Raw genomic sequence first — 23,327 nt, 5'->3', positions numbered from 1 at the left:
CACATGGCACGGGTTTTGAAGATTGCCATGCGAGGCGGCGCGAGCTGCCTGCCTTTTACTCAGCGATGGATGGAACGAAAGAAGGAAGGCGATATGTCAGATTTGCGTCAAATCGCATTTTACGGCAAAGGGGGGATCGGCAAGTCCACCACCTCCCAAAATACGCTCGCAGCGCTTGTCGACCTCGGGCAGAAGATCCTGATCGTCGGATGCGACCCGAAAGCCGACTCCACCCGGCTGATCCTGAACGCCAAAGCACAGGACACGGTTCTGCATCTGGCAGCGCAGGAAGGTTCGGTGGAAGACCTTGAGCTCGAGGACGTGCTCAAGGCCGGCTACAAAGGCATCAAGTGCGTGGAGTCCGGCGGTCCGGAACCGGGCGTCGGCTGCGCCGGGCGCGGCGTCATCACCTCGATCAATTTCCTTGAAGAGAACGGTGCATATGACGATGTCGACTACGTCTCCTATGACGTGCTCGGCGATGTGGTGTGCGGTGGCTTTGCGATGCCGATCCGTGAGAACAAGGCCCAGGAGATCTACATCGTGATGTCCGGCGAGATGATGGCGCTCTATGCCGCCAACAACATCGCCAAGGGCATCCTGAAATATGCCCATTCCGGCGGCGTGCGGCTCGGCGGCCTGATCTGTAACGAGCGCCAGACGGACCGCGAGCTCGACCTCTCCGAGGCGCTGGCTGCCAGGCTCAATTCCAAGCTCATCCACTTTGTGCCGCGTGACAACATCGTCCAGCACGCCGAGCTCAGGAAGATGACGGTGATCCAGTACGCGCCGGACTCCAAGCAGGCCGGGGAATATCGGGCGCTAGCCGAGAAGATCCATGCCAATTCGGGCCAAGGGACCATTCCGACCCCGATTACCATGGAAGAGCTCGAAGACATGCTGCTCGACTTCGGCATCATGAAGAGCGACGAGCAGATGCTGGCCGAACTACAGGCCAAGGAGTCAGCGGTGGTTGCGGCTCAATAACTGCCGCTGTCGACAGGACGCGCTGGCCCTTGCGCCAGCGCGTCCTTCCAAGAAAGCCGCTTCGGCGACGACGACCTAACCCGAACCTTGAAAGGGGGCAGGGGCCCATGAGCCTTGATTACGAGAATGACAGCGTTTTGCATGAACAGCTCATTGCGGAAGTATTAGCGCAATATCCAGACAAGGCGGCGAAGCGCCGCAAGAAGCACCTCAGCGTCGCAACGAGCGGCGACGAGCCTGGCGATGAGCCGAAGGCCCTTTCCGAATGCGACGTCAAATCGAACATCAAGTCCATTCCGGGCGTGATGACGATCCGCGGCTGCGCCTATGCCGGTTCCAAAGGCGTGGTATGGGGGCCGGTCAAGGACATGGTCCACATCTCGCACGGGCCGGTCGGTTGCGGTCATTATTCCTGGTCGCAACGCCGCAACTACTACGTCGGCCTGACGGGCATCGACACGTTCGTGACGCTGCAGTTCACCTCAGACTTCCAGGAAAAGGACATCGTGTTCGGCGGCGACAAGAAGCTTGAACAGGTCATCGACGAGATCGAGGAGCTTTTCCCCCTCAACAACGGCATCAGCGTGCAGTCGGAATGCCCGATCGGGCTGATTGGCGACGACATTGAGGCGGTGTCGCGCAAGAAGGCCAAGGAGCACGAAAAGACGATCGTGCCGGTGCGCTGCGAGGGCTTCCGCGGCGTCTCGCAATCGCTCGGCCACCACATCGCCAACGACGCCATCCGTGACTGGGTTTTCGACAAGAACGAAGTCGAGTTTGAGACCGGCCCTTACGATGTCAACGTCGTCGGCGACTACAATATCGGTGGCGACGCGTGGGCTACGCGCATTCTATTGGAGGAGGTGGGGCTGCGCGTGGTCGGCAACTGGTCGGGTGATGCCACGCTCGCTGAGGTCGAGCGCGCGCCAAAGGCCAAGCTGAACCTCATCCACTGCTACCGCTCGATGAACTACATCTGTCGGCACATGGAGGAAAAATACGGCATCCCGTGGATGGAATACAATTTCTTTGGTCCGTCCCAGATCGAAACCTCCCTGCGCGAAATAGCCAAGCACTTCGGTCCGGAAATCGTCGACAAGACCGAGGCTGTCATCACCAAGTACCGGCCCCTGGTCGATGCTGTCGTCGACAAGTACCGGCCGCGCCTCGAAGGCAAGACGGTGATGCTCTATGTCGGCGGCCTGCGTCCTCGCCACGTCATCACGGCCTATGAGGACCTCGGCATGCGGATCGTCGGCACCGGCTACGAGTTCGCCCACAACGACGACTATCAGCGCACCGGCCATTATGTGAACAAGGGTACGCTGATCTATGACGACGTGACCGGTTACGAGCTGGAAAAGTTCATCGAAGGCATCCGCCCCGACCTTGTTGGGTCCGGCATTAAAGAGAAGTATCCGGTGCAGAAGATGGGCATCCCCTTCCGCCAGATGCACTCCTGGGATTATTCCGGCCCGTATCACGGCTATGACGGCTTCGCCATATTCGCCCGCGACATGGATCTGGCCATCAATAATCCGGTGTGGGATCTCTACGACGTCCCCTGGAAAAAGAGGCCGCGCCAGCTGAGGCGGTTGCGGCCGAATGAGAGCCTGGCCTGTCTTGGGAAGGGGCAGGCCAGGCTCTTCCCATCGGACTTGATCCGCACTCGTGACAGATGACATCCCATTGCCGCCACCGGTGCGGCGCGATGAAAAGAAAGGTGCTTACTATGCCGCAGTCGGCGGAAAAAGTTCTCGACCATGCTCCCCTGTTCCGCGAGCCGGAATACAGGCAGATGCTCGCCGAGAAGAAAGCCAATTTCGAATGCCCCCACCCGGATCAGGTCGTTGCCGATCAAAACGACTTCACGAAGACCTGGGAGTATCGCGAAAAGAACCTGGGCCGCGAAGCCCTGGTCGTGAACCCGGCCAAAGCCTGCCAGCCGCTCGGTGCCGTCTTCGCAGCCGCAGGCTTTGAGCAAACGATGTCCTTCGTCCATGGCAGCCAGGGCTGCGTCGCTTATTACCGTTCGCATCTGTCGCGTCACTTCAAGGAGCCTTCATCGGCGGTCTCGTCCTCGATGACGGAGGACGCGGCAGTGTTCGGCGGGTTGAAGAACATGGTCGACGGGCTCGCCAATACATACAAGCTCTACGATCCGAAGATGATCGCCGTCTCGACCACCTGCATGGCCGAAGTCATTGGAGACGACCTCCACGGCTTCATCGAAAACGCAAAGAACGAAGGGTCGGTCCCGCACGACTTCGATGTTCCTTTCGCCCACACGCCTGCCTTCGTCGGCAGCCACGTCGATGGCTATGACGGCATGATCAAGGGCATTCTGGAGAACTTCTGGAAAGGCAACGAGCGGAAGGAGGTTGCTCAAGCCATCAACATCATTCCCGGCTTCGACGGCTTCTGCGTCGGCAACAACCGCGAACTGAAGCGCCTGCTCGACATGATGGGCGTATCCTACATCTTCATCCAGGATGCCTCCGACCAGTTCGACACGCCGTCTGACGGTACGTACCGCATGTATGACGGCGGCACGAAGATCGAGGACTTGAAAACGGCGTTGAATGCCGAAGCGACCCTGTCGCTGCAGCACTATAACACGCGCAAGACGCTGGAATATTGCAAGGAGGTCGGTCAGGCTACGGCCTCGTTCCATTATCCGCTGGGTGTCCAGGCGACCGACGAATTCCTGATGAAGGTCTCGGAGATTACCGGCAAGGAAATTCCTCCGGCAATCGGCCTGGAACGCGGCCGTCTCGTCGACGCTATGGCAGATAGTCAGGCCTGGCTGCACGGGAAGAAATACGCGATCTACGGCGATCCTGACTTCGTCTACGCCGTTGCCCGGTTCGTCTTGGAAACCGGCGGTGAGCCGACCCACTGCCTTGCTACCAACGGCACGCCGGCCTGGGAAGCCGAGATGAAGGCGTTGCTCGCATCCTCGCCCTTCGGCCAGGATGCCCAGGTCTGGGCGGGCAAGGACCTGTGGGCGTTGCGCTCGCTGCTCTTTACCGAGCCAGTAGATCTTATGATCGGCAATTCCTATGGCAAGTATCTCGAGCGCGACACCGGCACCCCATTGATCCGGCTGACCTTTCCGATATTCGACCGGCACCATCACCACCGTTTCCCGCTCATGGGCTACCAGGGCGGCCTGCGCGTCCTGACGACGATCCTCGACAAGATCTTCGACAAGCTCGATCGCGAGACGAGCGAGCCGGGTGTGACGGACTATTCGTACGACCTGACCCGCTAGGAGCGCGGCGGTCGGCCTTGTGAGGCCGGCCCGCCTTCATCTGAACTTGGAGACCGCAATGCCCTTGCTCAATGCTAAAGTCCAGGATGTCTTCGACGAGCCTGCCTGCGAGAAGAACCGCAGCAAGGATTCCAAGGCGCGCAAAAACGGCTGTTCGAAGCCGCTGATCCCCGGGGCGGCAGCCGGCGGATGCGCTTTCGATGGCGCCAAGATCGTGCTGCAGCCGATCACCGACGTCGCGCACCTGATCCATGGGCCTCTCGGCTGTGAGGGCAATTCCTGGGACAACCGAGGATCGGCTTCTTCAGGTCCAACGCTCTGGCGCACGAGCTTCACGGCGCTGACCGAAGCAGGCGCCACCGAAAAGAAGCCTTTCGATGAGGAGGACTAGGACATGGGTACATTGACAGGAAGTACGGATGGCCCTGCTGTCAACGAGGATGGGGATCTCGCCACCCCTTTTCTCAGATGCCTCATAAGGCTCATCCGCGCTCAGGATGCCCATGGGGCGTGGGAAGGCAAATCGGACGCTGACCTGCTGGCCGACTTCATCCTCACCAAGGAGCAGCGCCGTAAGATCCCGATCATAGGCGATCCCGATCCTGATGTGCTGTGGAGGCTACAGAATTTTTACAGTTGCGTGGGGCTTGTGATCGAAGAGTGCACAGGCCTGTTGGCATCGCCGATCATGACGATCGGCCATGAGGGCTTCGGCCGCTTGCTTTTCACGACTGGACGGTTGGTCGTTCTGTCGAAGACCCTGCGCGATGTCCACCGGTTCGGCTTTGAGACGCTAGGCAAGCTCGCCGAGACCGGCACGAAAATGGTCGATGACGCGATTGAAGTTATCGAAACCTATCCCGACGTGGCGCGGGCATCATGAAATCAATTTTCGAGGAAAGAGATCATGTCAGACATTGTGGAGCAGCTGAAGAAGGTCCGCAAGCTGCAGTCCCGCGCCGCCGCTGCGAAGATGGAGTTGCACGATCTTGCCGAGGACCTTCCGATTAATTGGGCTCGAATCAAGACCATTGCAGGAGAGACGTTCGACGCCTTCGCCGAGTTGAACGCTGCGAAGGAAGAGCTCGCCGCATTGGAGAATTCACGATGACTGGCCCTTTCGTCACGCGCGACGGCTCCAGCTGGGTGCCGGAGTACCTGACCTGCATCGATGCTACAACCTGCATCGGCTGTGGCCGATGCTTCAAAGCCTGCTCTCGCGAAGTCATGCACCTCTATGGCGTCGGTGAAGCGGGTGAAATCCTCGGCATCTGCGACGACGAGGAGGAAGACTTCGATGGCGAGCTCAATCGTATGATCATGGTTGTCGATGAGGCCGGCCGCTGCATTGGTTGCGGCGCCTGCGCGCGCGTCTGCCCGAAGAACTGTCAGATCCATGTCGCGGCAGACAAGGTTACTGCGTGATCTCGCGAACAAGTCAACGCTGTTACCTTCAGATCGTTTGTTGTCTCCTGCTGCTCGTCGTCTGCGCAAGCGAACGAACGAAGTTACTTCGTGTGGCATTCCATCCACAAAGTTAGCGTTGCGATGGTGGCTAGTTCATCGCTTCTTTCAATGGGACTTTTTTAAAAGCGCGAAGTGGCGATCGCTGTCTCGTCGCCCTCGGCGATGAACTTATTCGGTTGCCAAGGCAGATGCCCCGCGATTGGATCGCCACAGATCGTGCCGTTCGTGTCCCATGCCTGATCCGCGGATGCGGCGGTTCTAATCAATGACGGCCGGTGTAAAGAAGGCACTGCAATTGCACGCAATGTCGCGCGCAAGCTGACCGTCAAGGTAAGCACCATTGCGCAGTTGACGGAGGCACTTGCGGCGAGGACCGCAACGCCACTTTCCACCCGGCAGGCTCAATACGATCCGACACAGGACGATCCTGAGCGCGGTTGAATTACATGCTAATTCCCTTGTCCCCAGCGCAACTGTCGACATTTCTCGCAAATGTCGGGCATCCGCCACTTTTGTCAGATTTGTCGTGATTGGAACGTTTTGTTCGCCGGTCTCTCCGTCAAATACACATCAACCTGCCCTCAACCCGCCCATCGATAAAAGAAAATCATCTTCTTGGCGCGTCGGAGCAGTTGGCATGGTGTTTGCTGATCCCTGGTTACAAGCGGCAGAAAGCAGTCTGCATTATGCCGGTTCATGAAACGAACGGAACGGAGGCCACCTGACCGTTCGTCATCGGATCCGCGTTCTACCAAGCGGCCATGCATAGTCCGTCGGCGGAAGGGGTCAATCCCGATGTCACAGCTTGCAACCAACTCAAAGAGAAGGAAAATGCAATGACCAAGATTTCCGAAAGATCCTTTGAAACGATCGAAAACCCGGCGTCATCGCCGCTCAAGGTGCCAGATCAGTTCGGCGCATCCGTTGAAAAGGGGAACAAGCAGGTGACAGAGGCTCTTTTGAAATTTGCGTCCGGCGCTGAAGCGACACAGAAAATGCTGGCTCCGATCCTCGAAACGACAAGTCTGTTCGGCAACGAATTGTGGTGGAAGACGATCGCTGCACTGCAGGCCGACGCCGAGGCCAGCTTCTCACATTTGCAAGCTTTGCTGGGCGCGAATTCGCCGTCGCAGATCCTCGAACTGCAGTCGACCTTCCTTAGCAAGCGCGTTGAGACAAGTTTGCAGCACGCCAAGGAAGTCCGGGTGCTCTCAAGCAGGGCGGTGGAGGAAATCTCAAAGCCGGTCAAGGATGCTTTTGACAAGGTGCTGACGAACCCCAAAGCGACGTAAAACTGAGGAGACCCTGGAAATACCGCGCGGTGATCTGCCCGGTGAAGAAACACCTGAAGTTCGCACTCGCTTCGATGACCGCCCGGTAGCCCCCGATCTTTCCCATTCATCTTCTGTGCACGGCTGATGCGCGGGACCATGTCTATGGCGCTTACATTCGCGCCCGAATGCCGAGCCCGCTCGCGCAACTCGTTGTTGGCTGCGGGATAGAAGAAAGAGATTAGCGTCTTTTCAGGCGACAGCAGGGCGACCTCATTGGTAGGGGCGCACCTTGACGATCACGTCGGCGGCCGCGGCGAGGGCCTGTGGACTTGGAACGACCACGACTTCCGCGTTTCGGTAGGCTTTGCTCGAGATTCCCGCCGTTAGGCCGGCACCAGTTTCCACTGGCGATTAGCAAACTATCGCCGGGGGCCAGCGCATGGAGCGAGCCGAAACCGAGGGATGCCGCTCGACCGGCGACAGCACGCGGACATCTTGAGGAGTTTCACCCGTTTTGCGTATCAGTCATTCTTGCTCGTTTCCTTGTGCCACGTCTCTTCGAACAGCCGGGACCGCGGCTCGACCCATGTCAGAACGAGATGTTAGGCGGGTTCGAAAGTGCTGACTTTCACAGCGGACAAAGATCCGGCTGATTCTGGCCTGAGACGTCATCATTGATTTGGGACAAGGAAGCCGGCGCAACCGGAGGTCATAAAGCATTCTGTTTTGAAAAGGGATGCGAAAATGTCGGATGATCTGATCGCCAAATACGGCGATGCGCGGGTTCCGCGTTATACGAGTTACCCGACGGCGGCGGCTTTTTCTGCTGCCGTGGGGCCGGATGAATATGCCGGCAACCTCGCCCATATCGCCGCGGCTGGCCCGGTTTCGGTTTATCTCCACGTCCCGTTCTGCCGTTCGATATGCTGGTACTGCGGCTGCCACACGACCATTACCCGGCAAGACGCTCCGGTCGCCGACTATCTCGACGTGATGAAGGAGGAGATCGAACTTGTCTCTTTTACGGCCGGAAACGACGTGCCCGTCAAGTACGTGCATTTCGGCGGCGGCACGCCGTCGGTCATGAAGCCGCAGGAATTTTCGGCTCTAATGGCAAAGCTCAGGAGCGCCTTCACATTCGAAATGAAAGCCGGCGTCGCTGTCGAGATCGACCCTCGCACATTGGCCGCCCCCATGATCGATGCGCTCGCCGAAAACGGCGTCGACCGCGCAAGCCTCGGCGTCCAGAGCTTCGATCCGATCGTGCAGGCCGGTATCAAGCGGCTGCAATCCTTTGAGCAGACGGAAAGGGCGGTCGCCGGGTTGCGCTCAGCAGGCGTCAGCAGCATCAACTTCGACCTGATTTATGGCCTTCCGAAACAGACCGTCCAATCTTGCGTCGAAACGGTCCGGCTGGCTGCAGAACTGCGTCCCGAACGTTTCGCCGTTTTCGGTTACGCTCACATACCCGCTTTCAAGAAACATCAGCGCCTGATCGACGAAGCATCGCTGCCGGACGCAAAACAGCGGAACGAGCAGGCGGAAGTGATAGCCGAGGAGCTGCAGAAGGCCGGATATCAGCGCATTGGGCTCGATCATTTTGCACTGCCGGACGATCAGTTGGCGCTCGCCGCGCGAAACAGAGCGCTGAGGAGAAACTTCCAGGGCTATACCACGGATGGTTGCGATAGCCTGATCGGCCTCGGCTCATCTGCGATCGGGCGGCTGCCGGCCGGCTATATGCAGAACCACGTGCCTCTCGGCCTCTATGCCGAGCGGATTGCCTTCGGGGTGCTGCCGACCGCCAAGGGATATCTTCTCAGCGAGGAGGACAAGCTTCGGGCGAGGGTCATCGAGAGGCTGATGTGCGATTTCGAAGCCGATCTCGGCCAGTTGAGCAGCGGGTCGGGTTTTGACACCGGCTTCCTTGTCGAGCGCAACGACCGTCTCGGCGAGCTCATGGCTGACGGCGTCGTGACGATCAGCGGTGAGCGGATTGTCGTATGCGAGGAGGCGCGCTTCATGGTCCGTGCAGTCGCGGCGGCATTCGACGCCTATTTTGGCTCGCACGGACACACGCACAGCAAGGCAGCCTAATGCATGTCACCGGAAGCGTGCATCGGTTCCGGCGACACGAAACGCATCAAAGGCCGCGCGAGAAGACATCGAGTTCCCGTTTCTCGATCGAGGACCCTGCAGTTATCTTCCCAGGAGTCCCGTCGACAACGGCACGTCGAGGAGGATCGACGTCGCAAGTTCGTGTGAAGCAGGGCGGGCGCACTCACAAATACGGTCATCGGGCCGCCCTGTCACAAGTAGATGGGCGCCCGTATCACCGCCTGGACGTCGAGGTCGTTATCGTCGAGCTTTTCGGCTCATTCAAATACAGCTCGATCTCGGCAGGCCCCGGCCCAGGGTATCGTTGGCGACTGACGTCGAACCTTTAAGGTGGCGTGGGCAAGCGCCGGTCCGCAGAGTTGTGCCCATCGCGATTATGGCGGCCGCGCAGGCGCCTGAAGGAGCCTTTTCGCGAGGTGAGCTACCGAGCGCCACATGATCGACGGCTCTCGCCCTCTCACGAACGCGGTTGTTCGAGCACGTCGAAGGACGAGGCAGGGGTCTCCTAGTTGTAGGACTTGCCTGCCGCGGGGATTTCGATCAAACGTTCGACGGCGCCTTCCGTGCAATTCTTGGGTAACCAGAACGAGACCCCGGGTTTTGGCTGGCATCTCCTTCGCGACTGCCGCGCAAAAAAACGACCTCGTTATATTCGTCGTCAGCGAGATTGCCGCCGGGCTAGTGATCTTGCCCACGCGTTCCTTCACAGGTCTGCCGTGCAGATCATAGCTCTTTTCACAGGCCACATTCACTTTCTCGACGGTCCCACCAGGTTTCGGCATCGGCTTTGCCGACAACCGTGTCCGACCACTGCCTTGGACGTCTTGCCTGACAGCGCCTGGCTCTGCTCGATGCTCACTGAGCATCAGCTGCTCCTGGCGAGGCAAACAGCTGCCACGAAAGCCATCGTCATGGGCTGCGCGGTCATCCGCACCTGCTGTGTCTCACTGGGTGATGTTTGTGAGGTCGGCATCGAGCCGCTTGCGCACCATGTTCGGCACCTTTGCAGTCTTGATCGCTTCGAGATTGGGCGGACTGTCACCCACCTGGATCAGGGCAACCATGCCCATGCCGGAATGTGGGGTGCATTTCAGGACATAGACGCCTGGAACATCGAATTTCGCGCGATATAGCTCATTCGGCTTTGACTTGAAGTCGGCAACGCCATCCGGAATGAGGCCTTTGAAGGTTTCGACGTTGTGGCCCTTGTCGGTGGGGATGAAGGTGACGGTGTCGCCGGGGGCGATCTTCAGGAAGCCAGGCTCGAACACCATCGCGCCTTCCGTGCCTTTGTTGAGCATCCGAACCTGGTGGTCGGCCGCCATCAACGGCGCTGCCGAAACAATCAAGGCTGCCGCTGCAGCGATCAGACCGAATTTTAACCGCATTTGCAAGCTCCTTTTCTGCGAGACCCAATCAGCCTCATGAATGTGTCTTAGCAGATGCCGGAATTGGGCTCTTTGACGCCCGTCAAATTCGGGGAAAAAAGGCAGAAGGTCCCAATTTTTGCCTGCTTGCCCAGCGCCCTTGCGAGGGACATGGCAGCCTGCAAGCGATGTAGGAATCACCGAAGGACAAGCACGCTCGGCGAACGTCGGCGCTGCTGAACAGCTTAGGATTGCCGTGACTGAGCTCATATCGCGTCGAGAAGTTCGCGGAGGGCATGAATGTCGATCCCGCGGCTTGTCGCGTGTGTTGAGGTTTACCCTCTGACAGAAATCCTCGGAAAAATCATCAGTGTCGCCCGATAACCGTACCAGCGGGCAAGATTGACGTTCCGCAGGTCGTGCCTGCCCTCGGGAATAACGATGTTGCGCGACGCAAGTTTCGTAACGGTGTGGGCCAGGGTCTCAATGGTCAGGCCGAGATGATCCGCAATGTCTTGACGATTCATGGAAACGCGCAACGGACCTTGGCGGACGCGGGTTGCGCCGGAATGCAAGCTTCACGATGAAGCTGCAGGGGCGCTCCTCGGCGTTCTTCTTCGGCAACAGCACCATCTGTTCATGCGAAGCGGCCGCCTCCTGCCAGAGCAACGAGAGCTAGGTCGAGCGAGCGCATTAGACCGAGCGACTTCCCCGTGGAAACTCATGTGCGATATCCGGCGGATCTTGCATTTCGTGACGGCCTCAGCCGTAAATAGGAAATCGTTTTGCAGCGACGCGCCGTTGAGATCGCCGGCGAATTGAAGAGCGATTATCACCCGACGATCTTTCGCCGATGATACGAAGCAGGCGCACGACACCTTCTTCCACCTGGACAAGATGGTTGCTTATCACCCTCCCACCAAATCGCCTTACCGGCTGCGACGGCCTCGGCCGCCGAGCCTACGAACAGCGAAGAGAGGGATTGGCCGGCATGTATGGCTTCGCGCCCCTTCGCGCCATTGTCGAACGCGTGGTTGTTCTGCACAGCATCTTCATCGCCCCTTGTGGCAGTGGGTGCGGTAGAAAGCAGCTGCGTCACACGGGAGTAAGCGGGCGGTGCCAAAGGGGGAAGTTTGCAACAGAGTGTAACAACGTCGGTTCGTCCACCGCTTCCAGTCCGCTTGTTGATGTAGATCAAGGAGCCGTTCCCGTCTTCGTGACAGTCCTGCCTCGAAATCCGAGAAAGCCGGCCGCGAGGCGGTCGTCTGCGCACTGGAGACGACATCATGAATTACACGACAGAAACGATGGTGATCGCGGTCGCAGCGTTTCTGGCGCTGCTCGCGGCCGCATTCGCGCACGATCATCTGTTTGCAGTCCATATGGGTATACTTTGCCTCTGCCTGGTTGCGGGAACGCTGCTGCTTGTCAGAAACGCAGAGTTTTCGCCGACGGGCCAACAGCGCAAAACAGAGCTTACGGGCTATTGCGACGAGGTAATCCGCTACGGCCTGATCGCTACGGTGTTCTGGGGCGTCGTCGGCTTCCTCGTCGGCGTGATCATCGCGCTGCAGCTCGCCTTTCCCGACCTCAACATCGCGCCCTATTGGAATTTCGGAAGATTGCGGCCGGTTCACACATCGGCGGTGATCTTCGCCTTCGGCGGCAACGCGCTGATCATGACATCCTTCTATGTGGTGCAACGCACCTGTCGCGCGCGTCTCTTCGGAGGAACACTCGCCTGGTTCGTCTTCTGGGGCTACCAGCTGTTCATCGTGATGGCTGCGACCGGCTACGTGATCGGCATCAATCAGTCGCGCGAATATGCCGAGCCCGAATGGTACGTCGACCTGTGGCTTACCATCGTCTGGGTCGCCTATCTGGCCGTCTATCTCGGAACGATCCTGAAGCGCAAAGAGCCGCATATCTACGTGGCAAACTGGTTCTATCTCAGCTTCATAGTCACCATTGCGATGCTGCATGTGGTCAACAACCTCGCTGTTCCGGCGTCGTTCCTCGGCTCCAAGAGCTATTCTCTCTTCTCCGGCGTCCAGGATGCACTCACCCAATGGTGGTACGGCCACAACGCCGTCGGCTTCTTCCTCACCGCCGGCTTCCTGGGGATGATGTACTATTTTGTGCCGAAGCAGGCCAACCGGCCGGTTTATTCCTACCGGCTGTCGATCATCCACTTCTGGGCCCTGATCTTCATGTATATCTGGGCCGGCCCGCATCATCTGCATTACACGGCGCTGCCTGACTGGGCGCAGACGCTCGGAATGGTCTTCTCCGTCATGCTCTGGATGCCCTCCTGGGGCGGCATGATCAACGGTTTGATGACCCTTTCGGGCGCCTGGGACAAAATTCGCACCGACCCGATCATCCGGATGATGATCGTCGCCATCGCATTTTATGGGATGTCGACCTTCGAAGGCCCGATGATGTCGATAAAGGCGGTCAATTCGCTCAGCCACTATACCGAATGGACGATCGGTCACGTGCATTCCGGAGCACTTGGCTGGGTGGGTATGATCACCTTCGGGGCGATATACTACCTGACGCCGAAACTGTGGGGGCGCGAGCGCCTCTACAGCCTGCGGATGGTCAACTGGCACTTCTGGCTCGCGACGCTCGGGATCGTGATCTACGCCGCGGTGCTCTGGGTCGCGGGCATCCAGCAGGGGCTGATGTGGCGAGAATACAATTCCCAGGGCTTCCTCGTCTATTCCTTCGCTGAAACGGTCGCGGCGATGATCCCCTATTACGTGCTGCGTGCCGTCGGCGGAGCACTCTACCTAGCGGGTGGCCTCGTCATGGCCTGGAACGTGTTCATGACGATCCGCGGCCACCTGCGCGACGAAGCGCCAATCCCGACCAGTTTGGTGCCCCAGGCACAGCCTGCCGAGTGAGGTGAGACATGGCATCGTTACTTGATAAACATAAGACCCTCGAGAAGAACGCGACGCTTCTTCTGGTCGGCTCGCTGCTGGTCGTCAGCATTGGCGGCATCGTTGAAATCGCACCGCTGTTCTACCTGCAGAACACGATCGAAAAAGTGGAAGGCATGCGGCCCTACACGCCGCTAGAGCTCGCCGGACGGAACATCTACATCCGTGAAGGCTGCTATCTCTGCCACAGCCAGATGATCCGGCCGTTCCGTGATGAGGTCGAACGTTACGGCCATTATTCGCTCGCCGCGGAATCGATGTACGACCACCCGTTCCAATGGGGATCCAAGCGGACAGGGCCCGATCTGGCCCGCGTCGGGGGGCGTTACTCGAACGAATGGCACGTCCAGCATCTCGCAAATCCGCGGGCCGTGGTGCCGGAATCAATCATGCCGAGCTACGCCTTCCTCGAAGAGAAGGAGGTGACGGTCAGGAGTATCGGAGAGGACCTCAAGGCCAATGAGGACGTGGGCGTGCCTTACAGCGACGACATGCTGGCGAATGCCGAGGCCGACATGAGAGCCCAGGCCGATCCGAACGCGGACACGGCGGCTCTACTCAAGCGCTACCCAAATGCGAATGTCGGCGATCTCGACGGCGATCCAACCCGGCTGACCGAGATGGACGCGCTGGTGTCCTACCTGCAGATGCTCGGAACGCTGGTTAATTTCTCGACCTATGACGACGCGACCGGCTACCGGTGAGGTGATCCATGGAAACTTACACTGCAATGAGACACTTCTCCGACAGCTGGGGCCTCCTGGCAATGGCCGCATTCTTCGTCGGCGCGGTCATGCTCACCCTTCGCCCAGGTAGCAAGCAGACGGCCAAAGATGCCGCCGATATTCCCTTGAAGGACGATTGAGATGTCGCAAAAGCATATCGATGAACTGAGCGGCGTCGAAACGACGGGTCATGAATGGGACGGCATCCAAGAGCTCAACAATCCCATGCCGCGCTGGTGGATCTGGACCTTCTACGTGACGATCCTCTGGGCGATCGGCTACGCCATCGCTTACCCGGCCATCCCGATGATCACTTCCGCCACTAACGGCTATCTCGGTTATTCAACGCGCGCCGAGCTGCAGCAGGACCTCAATCTCGCTAAGTCATCGCAGACGGAGTTCCATGACCTGATCGCTGCCAAGACAGTGGAGGAGATCGACGCGGATCCTGCTCTTCGTAAATTCGCGATCGCTGGCGGCGCATCCGCTTTCAAGGTGAACTGCGCGCCCTGCCATGGATCGGGAGCGAGCGGCGGTCCGGGGTTTCCGAATCTCAACGACGACGACTGGCTGTGGGGCGGGGATCTGAATGCCATCCAGGCCACGATCTCTCATGGCATCCGCTTCGACGGCGATACGGATAGCCATTCCTCCGAAATGCCGCCCTTTGCCGGTGTTCTGGAGCCCATCCAGATGAAGCAGGTCGCCGCCTTTGTCTGGGGGCTGACCAATACGCCCTCGGATGTCGGTCTGGCGGCGGCCGGAAAACAGGTTTTCTTCGACAATTGCGCCCCATGTCACGGCGAGGACGCCAAAGGAAAGGTGGAAATGGGTGCGCCGGATCTCGCCGACGCAATCTGGCTGAAGTCGCGGGGTGAAGACGCCATCCTTCGTCAGGTTGCCTCTCCCAAACATGGCGTAATGCCTGCCTGGGCAGCGCGCCTGGGGGACACAACTGTAAACGAGCTTACTATTTTCGTTCATGCGCTCGGCGGCGGCACGTAAGGAGAAAAGACATGACAGCCCACGACCGCAATCCGATCCTCCCTCTCTACGGCGCGCCGCGTGCTGTTATCCGATCGCGTGTCTCAGCCCGCGCCCAACAGATGCCTGCGTCTTCGGAGCAGGACGACCCGGCAAAAATCGGCAATTCGATGGTGAGTTTGATCTGCCTCAAAGACCACAAGCAGACGAGCCGATAGTTTCAGCTCCTGTGGAGGACGTCCCAGCGGTTTCTCCGCCGCTGTCCTCCGGCCACGCCCTTACTCTGGGGCGTGGCCTTTTCGCTTCTGCACGGTCGTTCTTGATCTGCATCAAGGAACGGATCCGCCACGGCTGGGAAAAGAGTGGTGAAAATCGGACAGGTCCTATGAATCTCTATACCCGCCCTAATCTAAATGACATTGACCACGTTCGCGTCGAACCCGTCAACGCCCGGCGCAACCGCCAGTCTCTCTATGCGCCGCGCAAGAAGATCTTTCCGAAACGAGCCGAAGGGCCCTTTCGCCGGTTCAAATGGGTCTTGATGCTGCTCACGCTTGGCACATATTACCTCGCGCCGTGGATTCGCTGGGACCGCGGTCCCTATGCGCCCAATCAGGCAATCCTCGTCGACCTCGCCTCGCGGCGCTTCTTCTTTTTCTTCATCGAGATCTGGCCGCAGGAATTCTACTATGTGGCGGGCCTGCTCGTCATGGCGGGCTTCGGCCTCTTTCTCCTCACCGCCGCTGTCGGCCGCGCCTGGTGTGGCTATGCCTGTCCGCAGACCGTCTGGGTCGATCTCTTTATCGTCGTCGAACGCGCCGTCGAAGGCGACCGAAACGCTCGGATGAAGCTCGATGCCGACCCCTTCACTTTCGACAAGCTCAGGAAGCGGGTGATCAAGCACGCGATCTGGTTGCTGATCGCCGTCGCCACGGGCGGAGCATGGATCTTCTATTTTGCCGACGCGCCGAGCCTGGCGGCTTCACTGTTTGACGGCAGCGCTCCTGCCGCTGCGTATGCCACGATCGCCACCCTGACCGCGACGACCTATGTGCTTGGCGGCCTCATGCGCGAACAGACATGCACCTATATGTGTCCGTGGCCGCGCATTCAGGGCGCGATGCTGGATGAGAATTCGCTTGTTGTCACCTACAACGACTGGCGGGGCGAGCAGCGGTCGCGCCATGGCAAGAAGGCTCAGGGTCTGCCGGTGGGCGATTGCGTGGACTGCAATGCCTGCGTCGCCGTCTGCCCGATGGGGATCGACATCCGCGACGGCCAGCAGATGGAATGCATCACATGCGCCCTCTGCATCGACGCCTGTGGCGGCGTCATGGACAAGCTCGGGAAGCCACACGGCCTGATCGCCTATGCGACGCTCAAGGAATATTCGAGCAACATGTCGCTTGCTACTGACGGAGGACGGACAGCCATCCAGCCCTCCAATGTCCGAAACGACGACGGAAGCTTCATGCCAGCTGTCCGGAATTTCGACTGGCGCATCATCTTCCGCCGAAGAATTGTCTTCTACGGTGTCGTCTGGGCATCGATCGGCGTCGCCATGGTCGTCCATCTCGCCTTACGCGATCGGCTCAGGCTCAACGTTATCCACGACCGGAACCCTCAATATGTTCTGGAAAGCGACGGCTCCATCCGAAACGGCTACACGCTGCATGTCCTCAACATGGTGCCGAAGCCGCGGGACGTGACCATCACCCTCGTCGGGCTGGAGGGGGGCACAATGCGCATTCCCGAGTTCGGCAGGCAGGATGCCCGCAGCTTCACCGCTCACGTCGAACCCGACGCGGCCACGACGCTCAAGGTCTTCGTCACGCGCGCCCCAGACGGGGCAGAGATCAACGAATTCCTCTTCGTCATCGAAGATATAGGTCAAGACGCAGGTCAAGCCGACCGGGCGAGCTATCGCGCCGCGTTCAACGCGCCGGGAGACGTGAAATGAAGACTTCTACTCAGGGCTTTACCGGCTTGCACGTGCTGCTTGCCACCTCGGCATTCTTCGCCGTAGTGATCGCCGTAAACGCCACCATGGCCTTCTATGCTGCGTCCAGCTGGAGTGGCATCGTCGTGGAAAACACCTATGTGGCCAGCCAGGAATTCAACACCAGGGCGGCAGCGATGAAGGCAATGGCCGCCTCCGGCGTCGAGGGCGCGCTCGTCGTTAAGGGCATCCAAATCCGTTACGACATCCACGACAAGGCCGGCACGCCTGCGATCATCGATGATGTCACGCTGAACTTCAAACGGCCCGTCGGCGATCATGAGGATTTCCGCGTGACGCTCCGGAAGACGGGCGAAGGGCGGTTCGAAGCCGATCACCAGGTTGTCGCCGGCGACTGGATCGTCGAGGCCATATCGAGAATGAACGGGGCGGTCGTCATGCATGAGGCCAAACGCTTCGACACCGCGGAGTTCCGCCAATGACCTGCTGCTCGATGGATGCGGAAAGCGTTCTCGGCCTCAGCGCGACATCCGCCAGCGCCGAGGAGGTATGCCTTGCAAGCCACCCGCTCGGGGCAGGGTTACGCCAGATCGACCTCAGCGTACCCGACGTCCACTGTGGCGGCTGCATATTGACCCTCGAAAAAGCGCTGTCGGCGCTTGCGTTCGTCAGGAAAGCCCGGGTCAATCTCACCGCCCGGCGTGTCACCTGCGTCTATCAGGAAGAGATCGAGGCGAAGGCGACCGATCCCTCCGAAATCCTCGCCGCGATCACCTTGGCCGGATACCGCGCCCATCTCATCACGTCGACAGCACCCGAAACCGACAGGATCCGGAACCAGCTACTGCTGGCGATTGGAGTTTCCGGCTTTGCGGCCGCCAACATCATGATGCTCTCGGTGTCGGTATGGTCGGGCGCCGATGCGGCCACGCGCGACATGTTTCACTGGATCTCGGCGATGATCGCGGCGCCGGCGCTGATTTATGGTGGACGCTTCTTCTTCAAATCGGCCTGGAGCGGGCTCAAGCGTAGGCGCACCAACATGGATGTTCCGATCTCGCTTGCAGTGACGCTGTCCTATGCGGTCTCCCTATGGGAAACCATGCACCATGGCGAACATGCCTGGTTCGACGCGTCGGTGTCTCTGCTGTTCTTCCTGCTGATCGGCAGAACCCTCGATCATGTAATGCGGGAAAAAGCCCGCGCCGCGATCAACGGGCTTGCCAGACTGGCGCCGCGCGGGGCGCAGCTGATGATGCCGGACGGGTCGCGGCACTACATCCCGGTCGAAGAGATCGCCGTCGGGGATAACATCGCGATTGCCGCCGGCCGACGCATTCCCGTCGATGGCATGATCGTCAGCGGCGAGAGCGATGTTGACCTCTCCATCGTCACCGGTGAAAGCAGCACGGTCGCCGTCGCCGCAGGCAGCGCGCTGAATTCGGGTGCGATGAACCTGACCGGTTCGCTCGTCCTGCGGGCGACCAAAGTGGCAAGGGATTCGCTTCTTTCCGAGATCATCGGCCTGATGGAAGCGGCCGAGGGCGGCAGGGCTCGTTATCGCCGGGTCGCCGATCGCGCCGCAGCACTTTATTCTCCCGCCGTGCACCTGTTGGCGCTGGCCTCCTTTCTCGCCTGGGGCTTGCTTGGGGGCGATTGGAAACAGGCCATGCTGGTCGCGGTCGCGGTGCTGATCATCACATGCCCCTGCGCATTGGGCCTTGCTGTACCGGTGGTCCAGGTGGTCGCCGCCGGCGAACTTTTCCGCAGGGGCATCGTGGTGAAGGACGGTTCGGCGCTCGAAAGACTGGCCGACGCGGACATGGTGGCCTTCGACAAGACCGGCACCCTGACGATGGGCCGGCCCCGCCTCGTCCGAAGCGACGCGATCGCGGGCAATAGCGCCATCGTTTGCGCAATGGCGGCGCATTCACGGCATCCGCTTTCCCAGGGTCTGGTGCGGGACATAGACATCTCTTACCCCTTCGCCTTCGACAGGGTCACGGAAATCGCCGGCGGGGGGCTGGAAGCCTGGAAAGGAGCGGACTTCTATCGGCTCGGCAACCGGGCCTTTGCCTGCGGAACCGGGCTCACGCCCGCGGGCGATACTCCGTTTTCGGAGGTGGTCCTGTCGAAAAACGGCGTCGATCTCGCCCGTTTCCTGTTTGACGACACGCTTCGTCCGGGCGCCGCCGAGGCTTTCCGCCAGCTCGCTGCAGCCGGTATCGAAACGCTGATAGTATCCGGCGACAGGCAGGCCGTCGTCGACAACACAGCGCGGGCTCTCGGTATCGGCAAAGCTCTGGGCGACCTGGCGCCGAAACAGAAGGTCGAGGAACTCCAGAGGCTGGGCGCCGAGGGCTATCGTGTGCTCATGGTCGGCGACGGGATCAACGACGCACCGGCGCTGGCCGCCGCGCAGGTCTCGATGGCGCCCGCAACCGCATCCGACGTCGGCAGGCAAGCTGCCGACCTTATCTTCTTCAACGATCGTCTCGATGCCGTTCCTGAGGCAATCGCCGTTGCGCGAAGATCCGCCAGCCTCATTCGACAGAACTTTGCTCTCGCCATCGGTTACAACGTGCTTGCGGTACCGATCGCAATCGCCGGCCTGGCAACGCCGCTGATAGCGGCGGTGGCCATGTCGACTTCGTCGATCATCGTCGTGACGAATGCGCTGCGATTAAATGCCTTCGGCAGGCGCCCCGGCCTACGGAGCGAGCCGCTTGCCGGCGGACGTGCGGAAGTTGAAACCACATGAACATGCTGATCTATCTGATGCCGATCGCACTGCTGATGGGGGGAATGGGTCTCCTGGCGTTCCTCTGGTCGCTGACGAGCCGCCAGTACGACGACCTTGAAGGAGCAGCTTGGCGAATCCTCGTCGAGGACGAAACCGATTGCAAAAGACCTTGAACCGCTCACGGCCGAAACGAAAGGAAGATCGATGCTATCGAGACATCCCATACTTTTGCGATCTGACCTGTTTCACGGCCTGGACAAAGCAAGGATAGAAGAACTGGCCGACACGGCTCAGTTCCAGATCTTCGCACCGGACGAGCGGATTATCGCCGAGGGCCAGCAGGCGTCGTTCGTCTATTGCGTGATGCGCGGCTTCGTGCGACTTTCGAAGTCGGAATCCGCGGGGCGCCAGGCAGATATCTGCATCTGCGAACCGGGCGAGACGTTCGGCGAATATCTCCTGTCGGGAGGCGGCTCCTACACCTACAGCGCATGGTCCGCCGACGGCGCAGAGGTCGCGTTGTTCGACCTTGTGGAGTTGCGGGCGCTTGCCGACCGGGACCCCGTCATGCGTCGCAACGTGATGCGCATCATGGCCCGGCATCTGCTCGGTGCCATGGATTGCATAGCGGGAGACCGGCTGCACACGGCTGCACAGCGTGTTGCGAATTACCTCGTCAGCCGCTGCCCGGCCTCAGCATCGCAGGCCACCTTTCGCCTGCCTTACCGGAAGAGAATTCTGGCCGGCAAACTGGGGGTTGCGCCCGAAGCCCTTTCGCGGGCTTTCGCTGCCCTCGGTCCTGCAGGGGTCGAAGTCAGAGGCAGGGTCGTCGTGGTCGACAGCGTCGACCTGCTGCGGAAGGCGTGCTGACCTCGGGGTAGGGCGATAACCGCGCCGGAATTCGACCGCCGTCAATGTGGCGATCGCTTGCTCCGTTATGGCCAGGCGCAAAATGTACCAGGACGTCATGCTCATCGGGATTGTTCTTGTCATCTCGACTGTTTTCATCGCTTGCTTCAGGCCTTGTCCGCATCAACGGTGGCGCTGACGACACATGCGGATACCGTCGGACTGGCGGGCTTAATAGGGAAGTGCAGACGAACGTTCGCAACGAGCACCAACATGCGACGGAGAGCGTCCGGCGTTATTCTTCGAGGAGCAGGGCCGTCGCGAGATAACCCATGCTGATGGTGCTTGCGAAGAGGTAGATGAACAGGCCCTGCGCGAGATAACTCTCAACCGTGCCTGCCGCGGCAAATCCATTTTGCCAAACGAAGAAGCCCACGGCGGATCCAATTGCGAACCCCGTCGCCAAACGCGTGAGCATGAACCTGATCATGCGAGGCATGGCACCACCTCAGACTTACTCATTACAAATGGCCGGGCAACGGGAATGGTGGCTGGCCAATTGAGTTTTGTCAACGACTGGCGCAAGCCGTCATGCAAGCAGCGGCGGGAGCCGGAGACTACAACAGTGCATCTTCTGTCTTTCGCAGCCGGCGTTATCACGCCTGCGAATGCGTCGAGGCTGAGGGAGTTGCGAGTTGCAAGGACGATGCGCGCTAAGGACCTAGCGCGGCGGCGGCTTCTGTGGTCGAGCGGTTTGCCAGACGTGTCGGGATGCGGGAATAAAGAACGGCTCCGGCCACGCCCACGACCGCATAGAGCACGAACATCAGCTTGATGGCAATCTGTCGACCAAGCCCGACGAACGCCCTCGCATCAGGCAGGGCGTCGGCTAAGGCGCCGACGAGGCTGTGGCGCGCGAACGTCCTCGTCCCATCGGAATCGCCGACGTGCGAGCTTGCTATGCCAATGATGCGGGTCGAGCGCGCGGTGCCGTTTCCACTCACCGAAGGCGCCCAATAGCTACCCTTCACAACAATGATCCAGCAAGCCTTTGGACGCGCTAGAGCAAGTCCTGCGATCGATGAATCGATTGTGATGTGACGGCGTCCATCGATGCTGATTCAAACATCCACAGAGAAGAGGTGGATGATGGGACAAGCACTGAGCGATGATCTTCGAATACGGGTTTTGAAAGCGTCTGCGGCCGGCATGTCGGCTCGACAGGCTGCGGCTCGTTTCGGAGTTGGGATTTCGACGGCGATCCGCTGGTTTGCAAGAGCGAAAGAGGGTGAGTTAACTGCTCGGCCACAGGGCTGGAGACGACCTTCGGCAGTGGATGCACACGAGGAATTCGTTGTCGCGTTGATCAACGAGCGTAGGGATGTGACGCTCGATGAGATGGTTGAGCGCTTGTCCGTCGAGCGGCAGGTGAAGATCAGCCGCAGCGCACTTGGCGCTTGGCTTCGAGGCCGCGGATGGACCTTTGAAAAAAGACCGCCCACGCACTGGAGCAGGACCGGCCGGATGTCCTAAAGCGCCGGCGTGTCTGGTTCGACGGCCAACTGGATCTCGATCCAGAAAAGCTGATCTTCATCGACGAAACCGGCCTTTCGACCAAGATGGCACGGCTACGCGGACGTGCACTTCGAGGTGAGCGTTGCCGAGCTGGCGTGCCACATGGCCATTGGAAAACAACGACCTTTACCGGAGCGTTGCGCCTCACTGGGATGACCGCGCCGTTTGTCTACGATGGCGCCATGAACGGTAATTGTCTTCCTGGCTTACGTCGAACAGGTATTGGGGCCTACCCTGGAGATCGGCGACGTGGTGGTCATGGACAACCTACCGGCTCACAAGACAGCGGGTGTACGCGACGCCATCGAACGTGTCGGCGCCACGCTCATGTTCCTGCCCCCTTACAGCCCAGACTTCAATCCGATCGAGAACGCCTTCTCCAAACTGAAGGCGATGCTGCGAGGTCGGGCAGAGCGAAAGATTGACGCCCTCTGGGATGCAGTTGGCGCCCTGATACCCCGCTTCACCCCCGCAGAATGCGCCAATTGCTTCAAGGCTGCTGGATATGATCCGGATTGAACAGGATTTGCTCTAGACGCTAGGAGAGGATGCGCCCCCGCCTTGTCTCGTCGCGTGCTGCGCCCACATCGCGATCCAGTGAACACCTCTCCTCAATCCTGCGAGGGCGCCGAGAATTTGTTCAGCGGAGTGCCGGTTCATCAAGCCGGCTCATGCTCGGACGATTCATCAGTCAAGATCAAGCGAGTCGGATCTTTCAAGTCAAACTCAATAACACGTGGCACGAAGAGACGGGCATAGCGCGTGAAGGCGCTGGCCGGCGGAAAGCGAATTACCGTATCGCATCGGGCGAGAAGGTACATCTCTGTAAGAGCAGAGATACCGCCGTCCACTCCGAGCGATGCACTGTGTAATGGCCGGCCTGGGCCGCCTGAAAGCATTTCGGGATAGTGATTGATCGGGAAATACACCGAGTAAATGGTCCCGTACCTGCGCGCTGTCCGTACACAAGAAAACCATCACAGGGCGTCGATGCGGTATCGCTTTGGCCTTTTCGATGGCAGTGCACACTGACCTGCCACTGAGAATTTCCTCCAG

At 59.6% G+C, this 23,327-nt stretch carries 20 protein-coding genes and 6 pseudogenes; 20 read left to right on the top strand and 6 right to left on the bottom strand.

The annotated features are described in order from the left end of the window. Positions 1 to 93 precede the first annotated feature (93 nt). The 8 genes and pseudogenes from nifH (at position 94) to N2597_RS32465 (ending at position 7,020) form a co-directional block, all read left to right on the top strand. Positions 94 to 987 carry a nitrogenase iron protein gene (gene nifH / locus N2597_RS32500; RefSeq protein ID WP_004675840.1) on the top strand — a complete coding sequence of 298 codons (894 nt, stop codon included), beginning with the start codon at positions 94 to 96 and terminating at the stop codon, positions 985 to 987. A 107-nt stretch (positions 988 to 1,094) separates the two neighbouring features. Continuing rightward, positions 1,095 to 2,596, top strand: a pseudogene (nifD, locus tag N2597_RS32495) (nitrogenase molybdenum-iron protein alpha chain). A gap of 123 nt (positions 2,597 to 2,719) precedes the next feature. Further along, positions 2,720 to 4,261 carry a nitrogenase molybdenum-iron protein subunit beta gene (nifK, locus tag N2597_RS32490; RefSeq protein ID WP_012489545.1) on the top strand — a complete coding sequence of 514 codons (1,542 nt, stop codon included), beginning with the start codon at positions 2,720 to 2,722 and terminating at the stop codon, positions 4,259 to 4,261. 58 nt (positions 4,262 to 4,319) lie between these two features. Further along, positions 4,320 to 4,637 (top strand): annotated as a pseudogene (locus N2597_RS32485) (nitrogenase component 1); the annotation flags it as partial. An 18-nt stretch (positions 4,638 to 4,655) separates the two neighbouring features. Beyond that, on the top strand, positions 4,656 to 5,144 hold the full coding sequence (locus N2597_RS32480) for a NifX-associated nitrogen fixation protein (protein ID WP_012489584.1): 489 nt from the start codon (positions 4,656 to 4,658) through the stop codon (positions 5,142 to 5,144). A 24-nt stretch (positions 5,145 to 5,168) separates the two neighbouring features. Continuing rightward, positions 5,169 to 5,372, top strand: a complete 204-nt coding sequence (locus tag N2597_RS32475) for a CCE_0567 family metalloprotein (RefSeq protein ID WP_009991124.1) — start codon at positions 5,169 to 5,171, stop codon at positions 5,370 to 5,372. Further along, on the top strand, positions 5,369 to 5,686 hold the full coding sequence (gene fdxB, locus N2597_RS32470) for a ferredoxin III, nif-specific (protein ID WP_040111886.1): 318 nt from the start codon (positions 5,369 to 5,371) through the stop codon (positions 5,684 to 5,686). The genes N2597_RS32475 and fdxB overlap by 4 nt, the downstream gene beginning before the upstream one ends. A gap of 878 nt (positions 5,687 to 6,564) precedes the next feature. Then, positions 6,565 to 7,020 (top strand): phasin, encoded by a 456-nt coding sequence (locus N2597_RS32465; RefSeq protein WP_040111885.1) that lies wholly within the window; start codon positions 6,565 to 6,567, stop codon positions 7,018 to 7,020. 25 nt (positions 7,021 to 7,045) lie between these two features. Here N2597_RS32465 and N2597_RS32460 read toward each other — a convergent pair. After that, positions 7,046 to 7,407, bottom strand: a pseudogene (locus tag N2597_RS32460) (Re/Si-specific NAD(P)(+) transhydrogenase subunit alpha); the annotation flags it as partial. Positions 7,408 to 7,746: 339 nt separating this feature from the next. Here N2597_RS32460 and hemN point away from each other — a divergent pair. Further along, on the top strand, positions 7,747 to 9,099 hold the full coding sequence (gene hemN, locus N2597_RS32455; protein ID WP_040111884.1) for an oxygen-independent coproporphyrinogen III oxidase: 1,353 nt from the start codon (positions 7,747 to 7,749) through the stop codon (positions 9,097 to 9,099). A 965-nt stretch (positions 9,100 to 10,064) separates the two neighbouring features. On the opposite strand, the gene N2597_RS32450 is transcribed toward hemN, so the two are convergent. Further along, complete coding sequence (locus N2597_RS32450) at positions 10,065 to 10,508, bottom strand: pseudoazurin (RefSeq protein ID WP_004674399.1); 444 nt, start codon at positions 10,506 to 10,508, stop codon at positions 10,065 to 10,067. Between the two features lie 306 nt (positions 10,509 to 10,814). Then, a pseudogene (locus N2597_RS32445) lies at positions 10,815 to 11,532 on the bottom strand (cyclic nucleotide-binding domain-containing protein); the annotation flags it as partial. Between the two features lie 241 nt (positions 11,533 to 11,773). On the opposite strand from N2597_RS32445, the gene ccoN reads away from it, so the two are divergent. The 10 genes from ccoN to N2597_RS32395 all read left to right on the top strand — a co-directional run bounded on the left by ccoN (position 11,774) and on the right by N2597_RS32395 (position 20,717). Next, positions 11,774 to 13,396, top strand: coding sequence for a cytochrome-c oxidase, cbb3-type subunit I (gene ccoN / locus N2597_RS32440; RefSeq protein ID WP_004674403.1), 1,623 nt, complete (start codon positions 11,774 to 11,776; stop codon positions 13,394 to 13,396). Positions 13,397 to 13,404: 8 nt separating this feature from the next. Further along, a complete protein-coding gene (ccoO, locus tag N2597_RS32435; protein WP_004674404.1) occupies positions 13,405 to 14,139 on the top strand; it encodes a cytochrome-c oxidase, cbb3-type subunit II in 735 nt (244 codons plus the stop codon). 8 nt (positions 14,140 to 14,147) lie between these two features. Further along, positions 14,148 to 14,300, top strand: coding sequence for a cbb3-type cytochrome c oxidase subunit 3 (locus tag N2597_RS32430; RefSeq protein WP_004674411.1), 153 nt, complete (start codon positions 14,148 to 14,150; stop codon positions 14,298 to 14,300). A 1-nt stretch (position 14,301) separates the two neighbouring features. Continuing rightward, complete coding sequence (gene ccoP / locus N2597_RS32425) at positions 14,302 to 15,165, top strand: cytochrome-c oxidase, cbb3-type subunit III (RefSeq protein WP_004674413.1); 864 nt, start codon at positions 14,302 to 14,304, stop codon at positions 15,163 to 15,165. A gap of 11 nt (positions 15,166 to 15,176) precedes the next feature. Then, entirely contained in the window at positions 15,177 to 15,362 is a 186-nt protein-coding gene (locus tag N2597_RS32420) for a hypothetical protein (RefSeq protein ID WP_004674416.1), read from the top strand. Between the two features lie 167 nt (positions 15,363 to 15,529). Beyond that, entirely contained in the window at positions 15,530 to 17,104 is a 1,575-nt protein-coding gene (ccoG, locus tag N2597_RS32415; protein ID WP_004674417.1) for a cytochrome c oxidase accessory protein CcoG, read from the top strand. Further along, the gene (locus tag N2597_RS32410) at positions 17,101 to 17,586 is read left to right on the top strand and encodes a FixH family protein (protein ID WP_004674419.1); all 486 of its coding nucleotides are present in this window, start codon (positions 17,101 to 17,103) and stop codon (positions 17,584 to 17,586) included. Before ccoG ends, N2597_RS32410 begins: the two co-directional genes overlap by 4 nt. Continuing rightward, positions 17,583 to 19,865, top strand: coding sequence for a cation-translocating P-type ATPase (locus N2597_RS32405; protein WP_004674422.1), 2,283 nt, complete (start codon positions 17,583 to 17,585; stop codon positions 19,863 to 19,865). The genes N2597_RS32410 and N2597_RS32405 overlap by 4 nt, the downstream gene beginning before the upstream one ends. Beyond that, a complete protein-coding gene (ccoS, locus tag N2597_RS32400; RefSeq protein WP_004674425.1) occupies positions 19,862 to 20,020 on the top strand; it encodes a cbb3-type cytochrome oxidase assembly protein CcoS in 159 nt (52 codons plus the stop codon). The genes N2597_RS32405 and ccoS overlap by 4 nt, the downstream gene beginning before the upstream one ends. Before the next feature lie 31 nt (positions 20,021 to 20,051). Beyond that, complete coding sequence (locus tag N2597_RS32395; protein ID WP_004674428.1) at positions 20,052 to 20,717, top strand: Crp/Fnr family transcriptional regulator; 666 nt, start codon at positions 20,052 to 20,054, stop codon at positions 20,715 to 20,717. A gap of 274 nt (positions 20,718 to 20,991) precedes the next feature. Here the strand turns inward: N2597_RS32395 and N2597_RS32390 are convergent, their stop codons facing one another. Together N2597_RS32390 and N2597_RS32385 are read right to left on the bottom strand one after the other, a co-directional pair. Beyond that, the gene (locus N2597_RS32390) at positions 20,992 to 21,195 is read right to left on the bottom strand and encodes a hypothetical protein (protein ID WP_004674430.1); all 204 of its coding nucleotides are present in this window, start codon (positions 21,193 to 21,195) and stop codon (positions 20,992 to 20,994) included. 214 nt (positions 21,196 to 21,409) lie between these two features. Beyond that, complete coding sequence (locus N2597_RS32385; protein WP_018247218.1) at positions 21,410 to 21,727, bottom strand: hypothetical protein; 318 nt, start codon at positions 21,725 to 21,727, stop codon at positions 21,410 to 21,412. Positions 21,728 to 21,845: 118 nt separating this feature from the next. Between N2597_RS32385 and N2597_RS32380 the strand changes: the two are divergent. Then, positions 21,846 to 22,790: pseudogene (locus N2597_RS32380) on the top strand (IS630 family transposase). A gap of 140 nt (positions 22,791 to 22,930) precedes the next feature. Here the strand turns inward: N2597_RS32380 and N2597_RS32375 are convergent. Continuing rightward, positions 22,931 to 23,306 (bottom strand): annotated as a pseudogene (locus N2597_RS32375) (nodulation protein NodZ); the annotation flags it as partial. Positions 23,307 to 23,327 lie beyond the last annotated feature (21 nt).

Origin of the sequence: Rhizobium sophoriradicis (assembly GCF_025200795.1) — a bacterium.
GTDB lineage: Bacteria > Pseudomonadota > Alphaproteobacteria > Rhizobiales > Rhizobiaceae > Rhizobium > Rhizobium sophoriradicis.
Note: the sequence above shows the minus strand (reverse complement) of the source record. Positions and strands in the feature narration are given on the sequence as shown.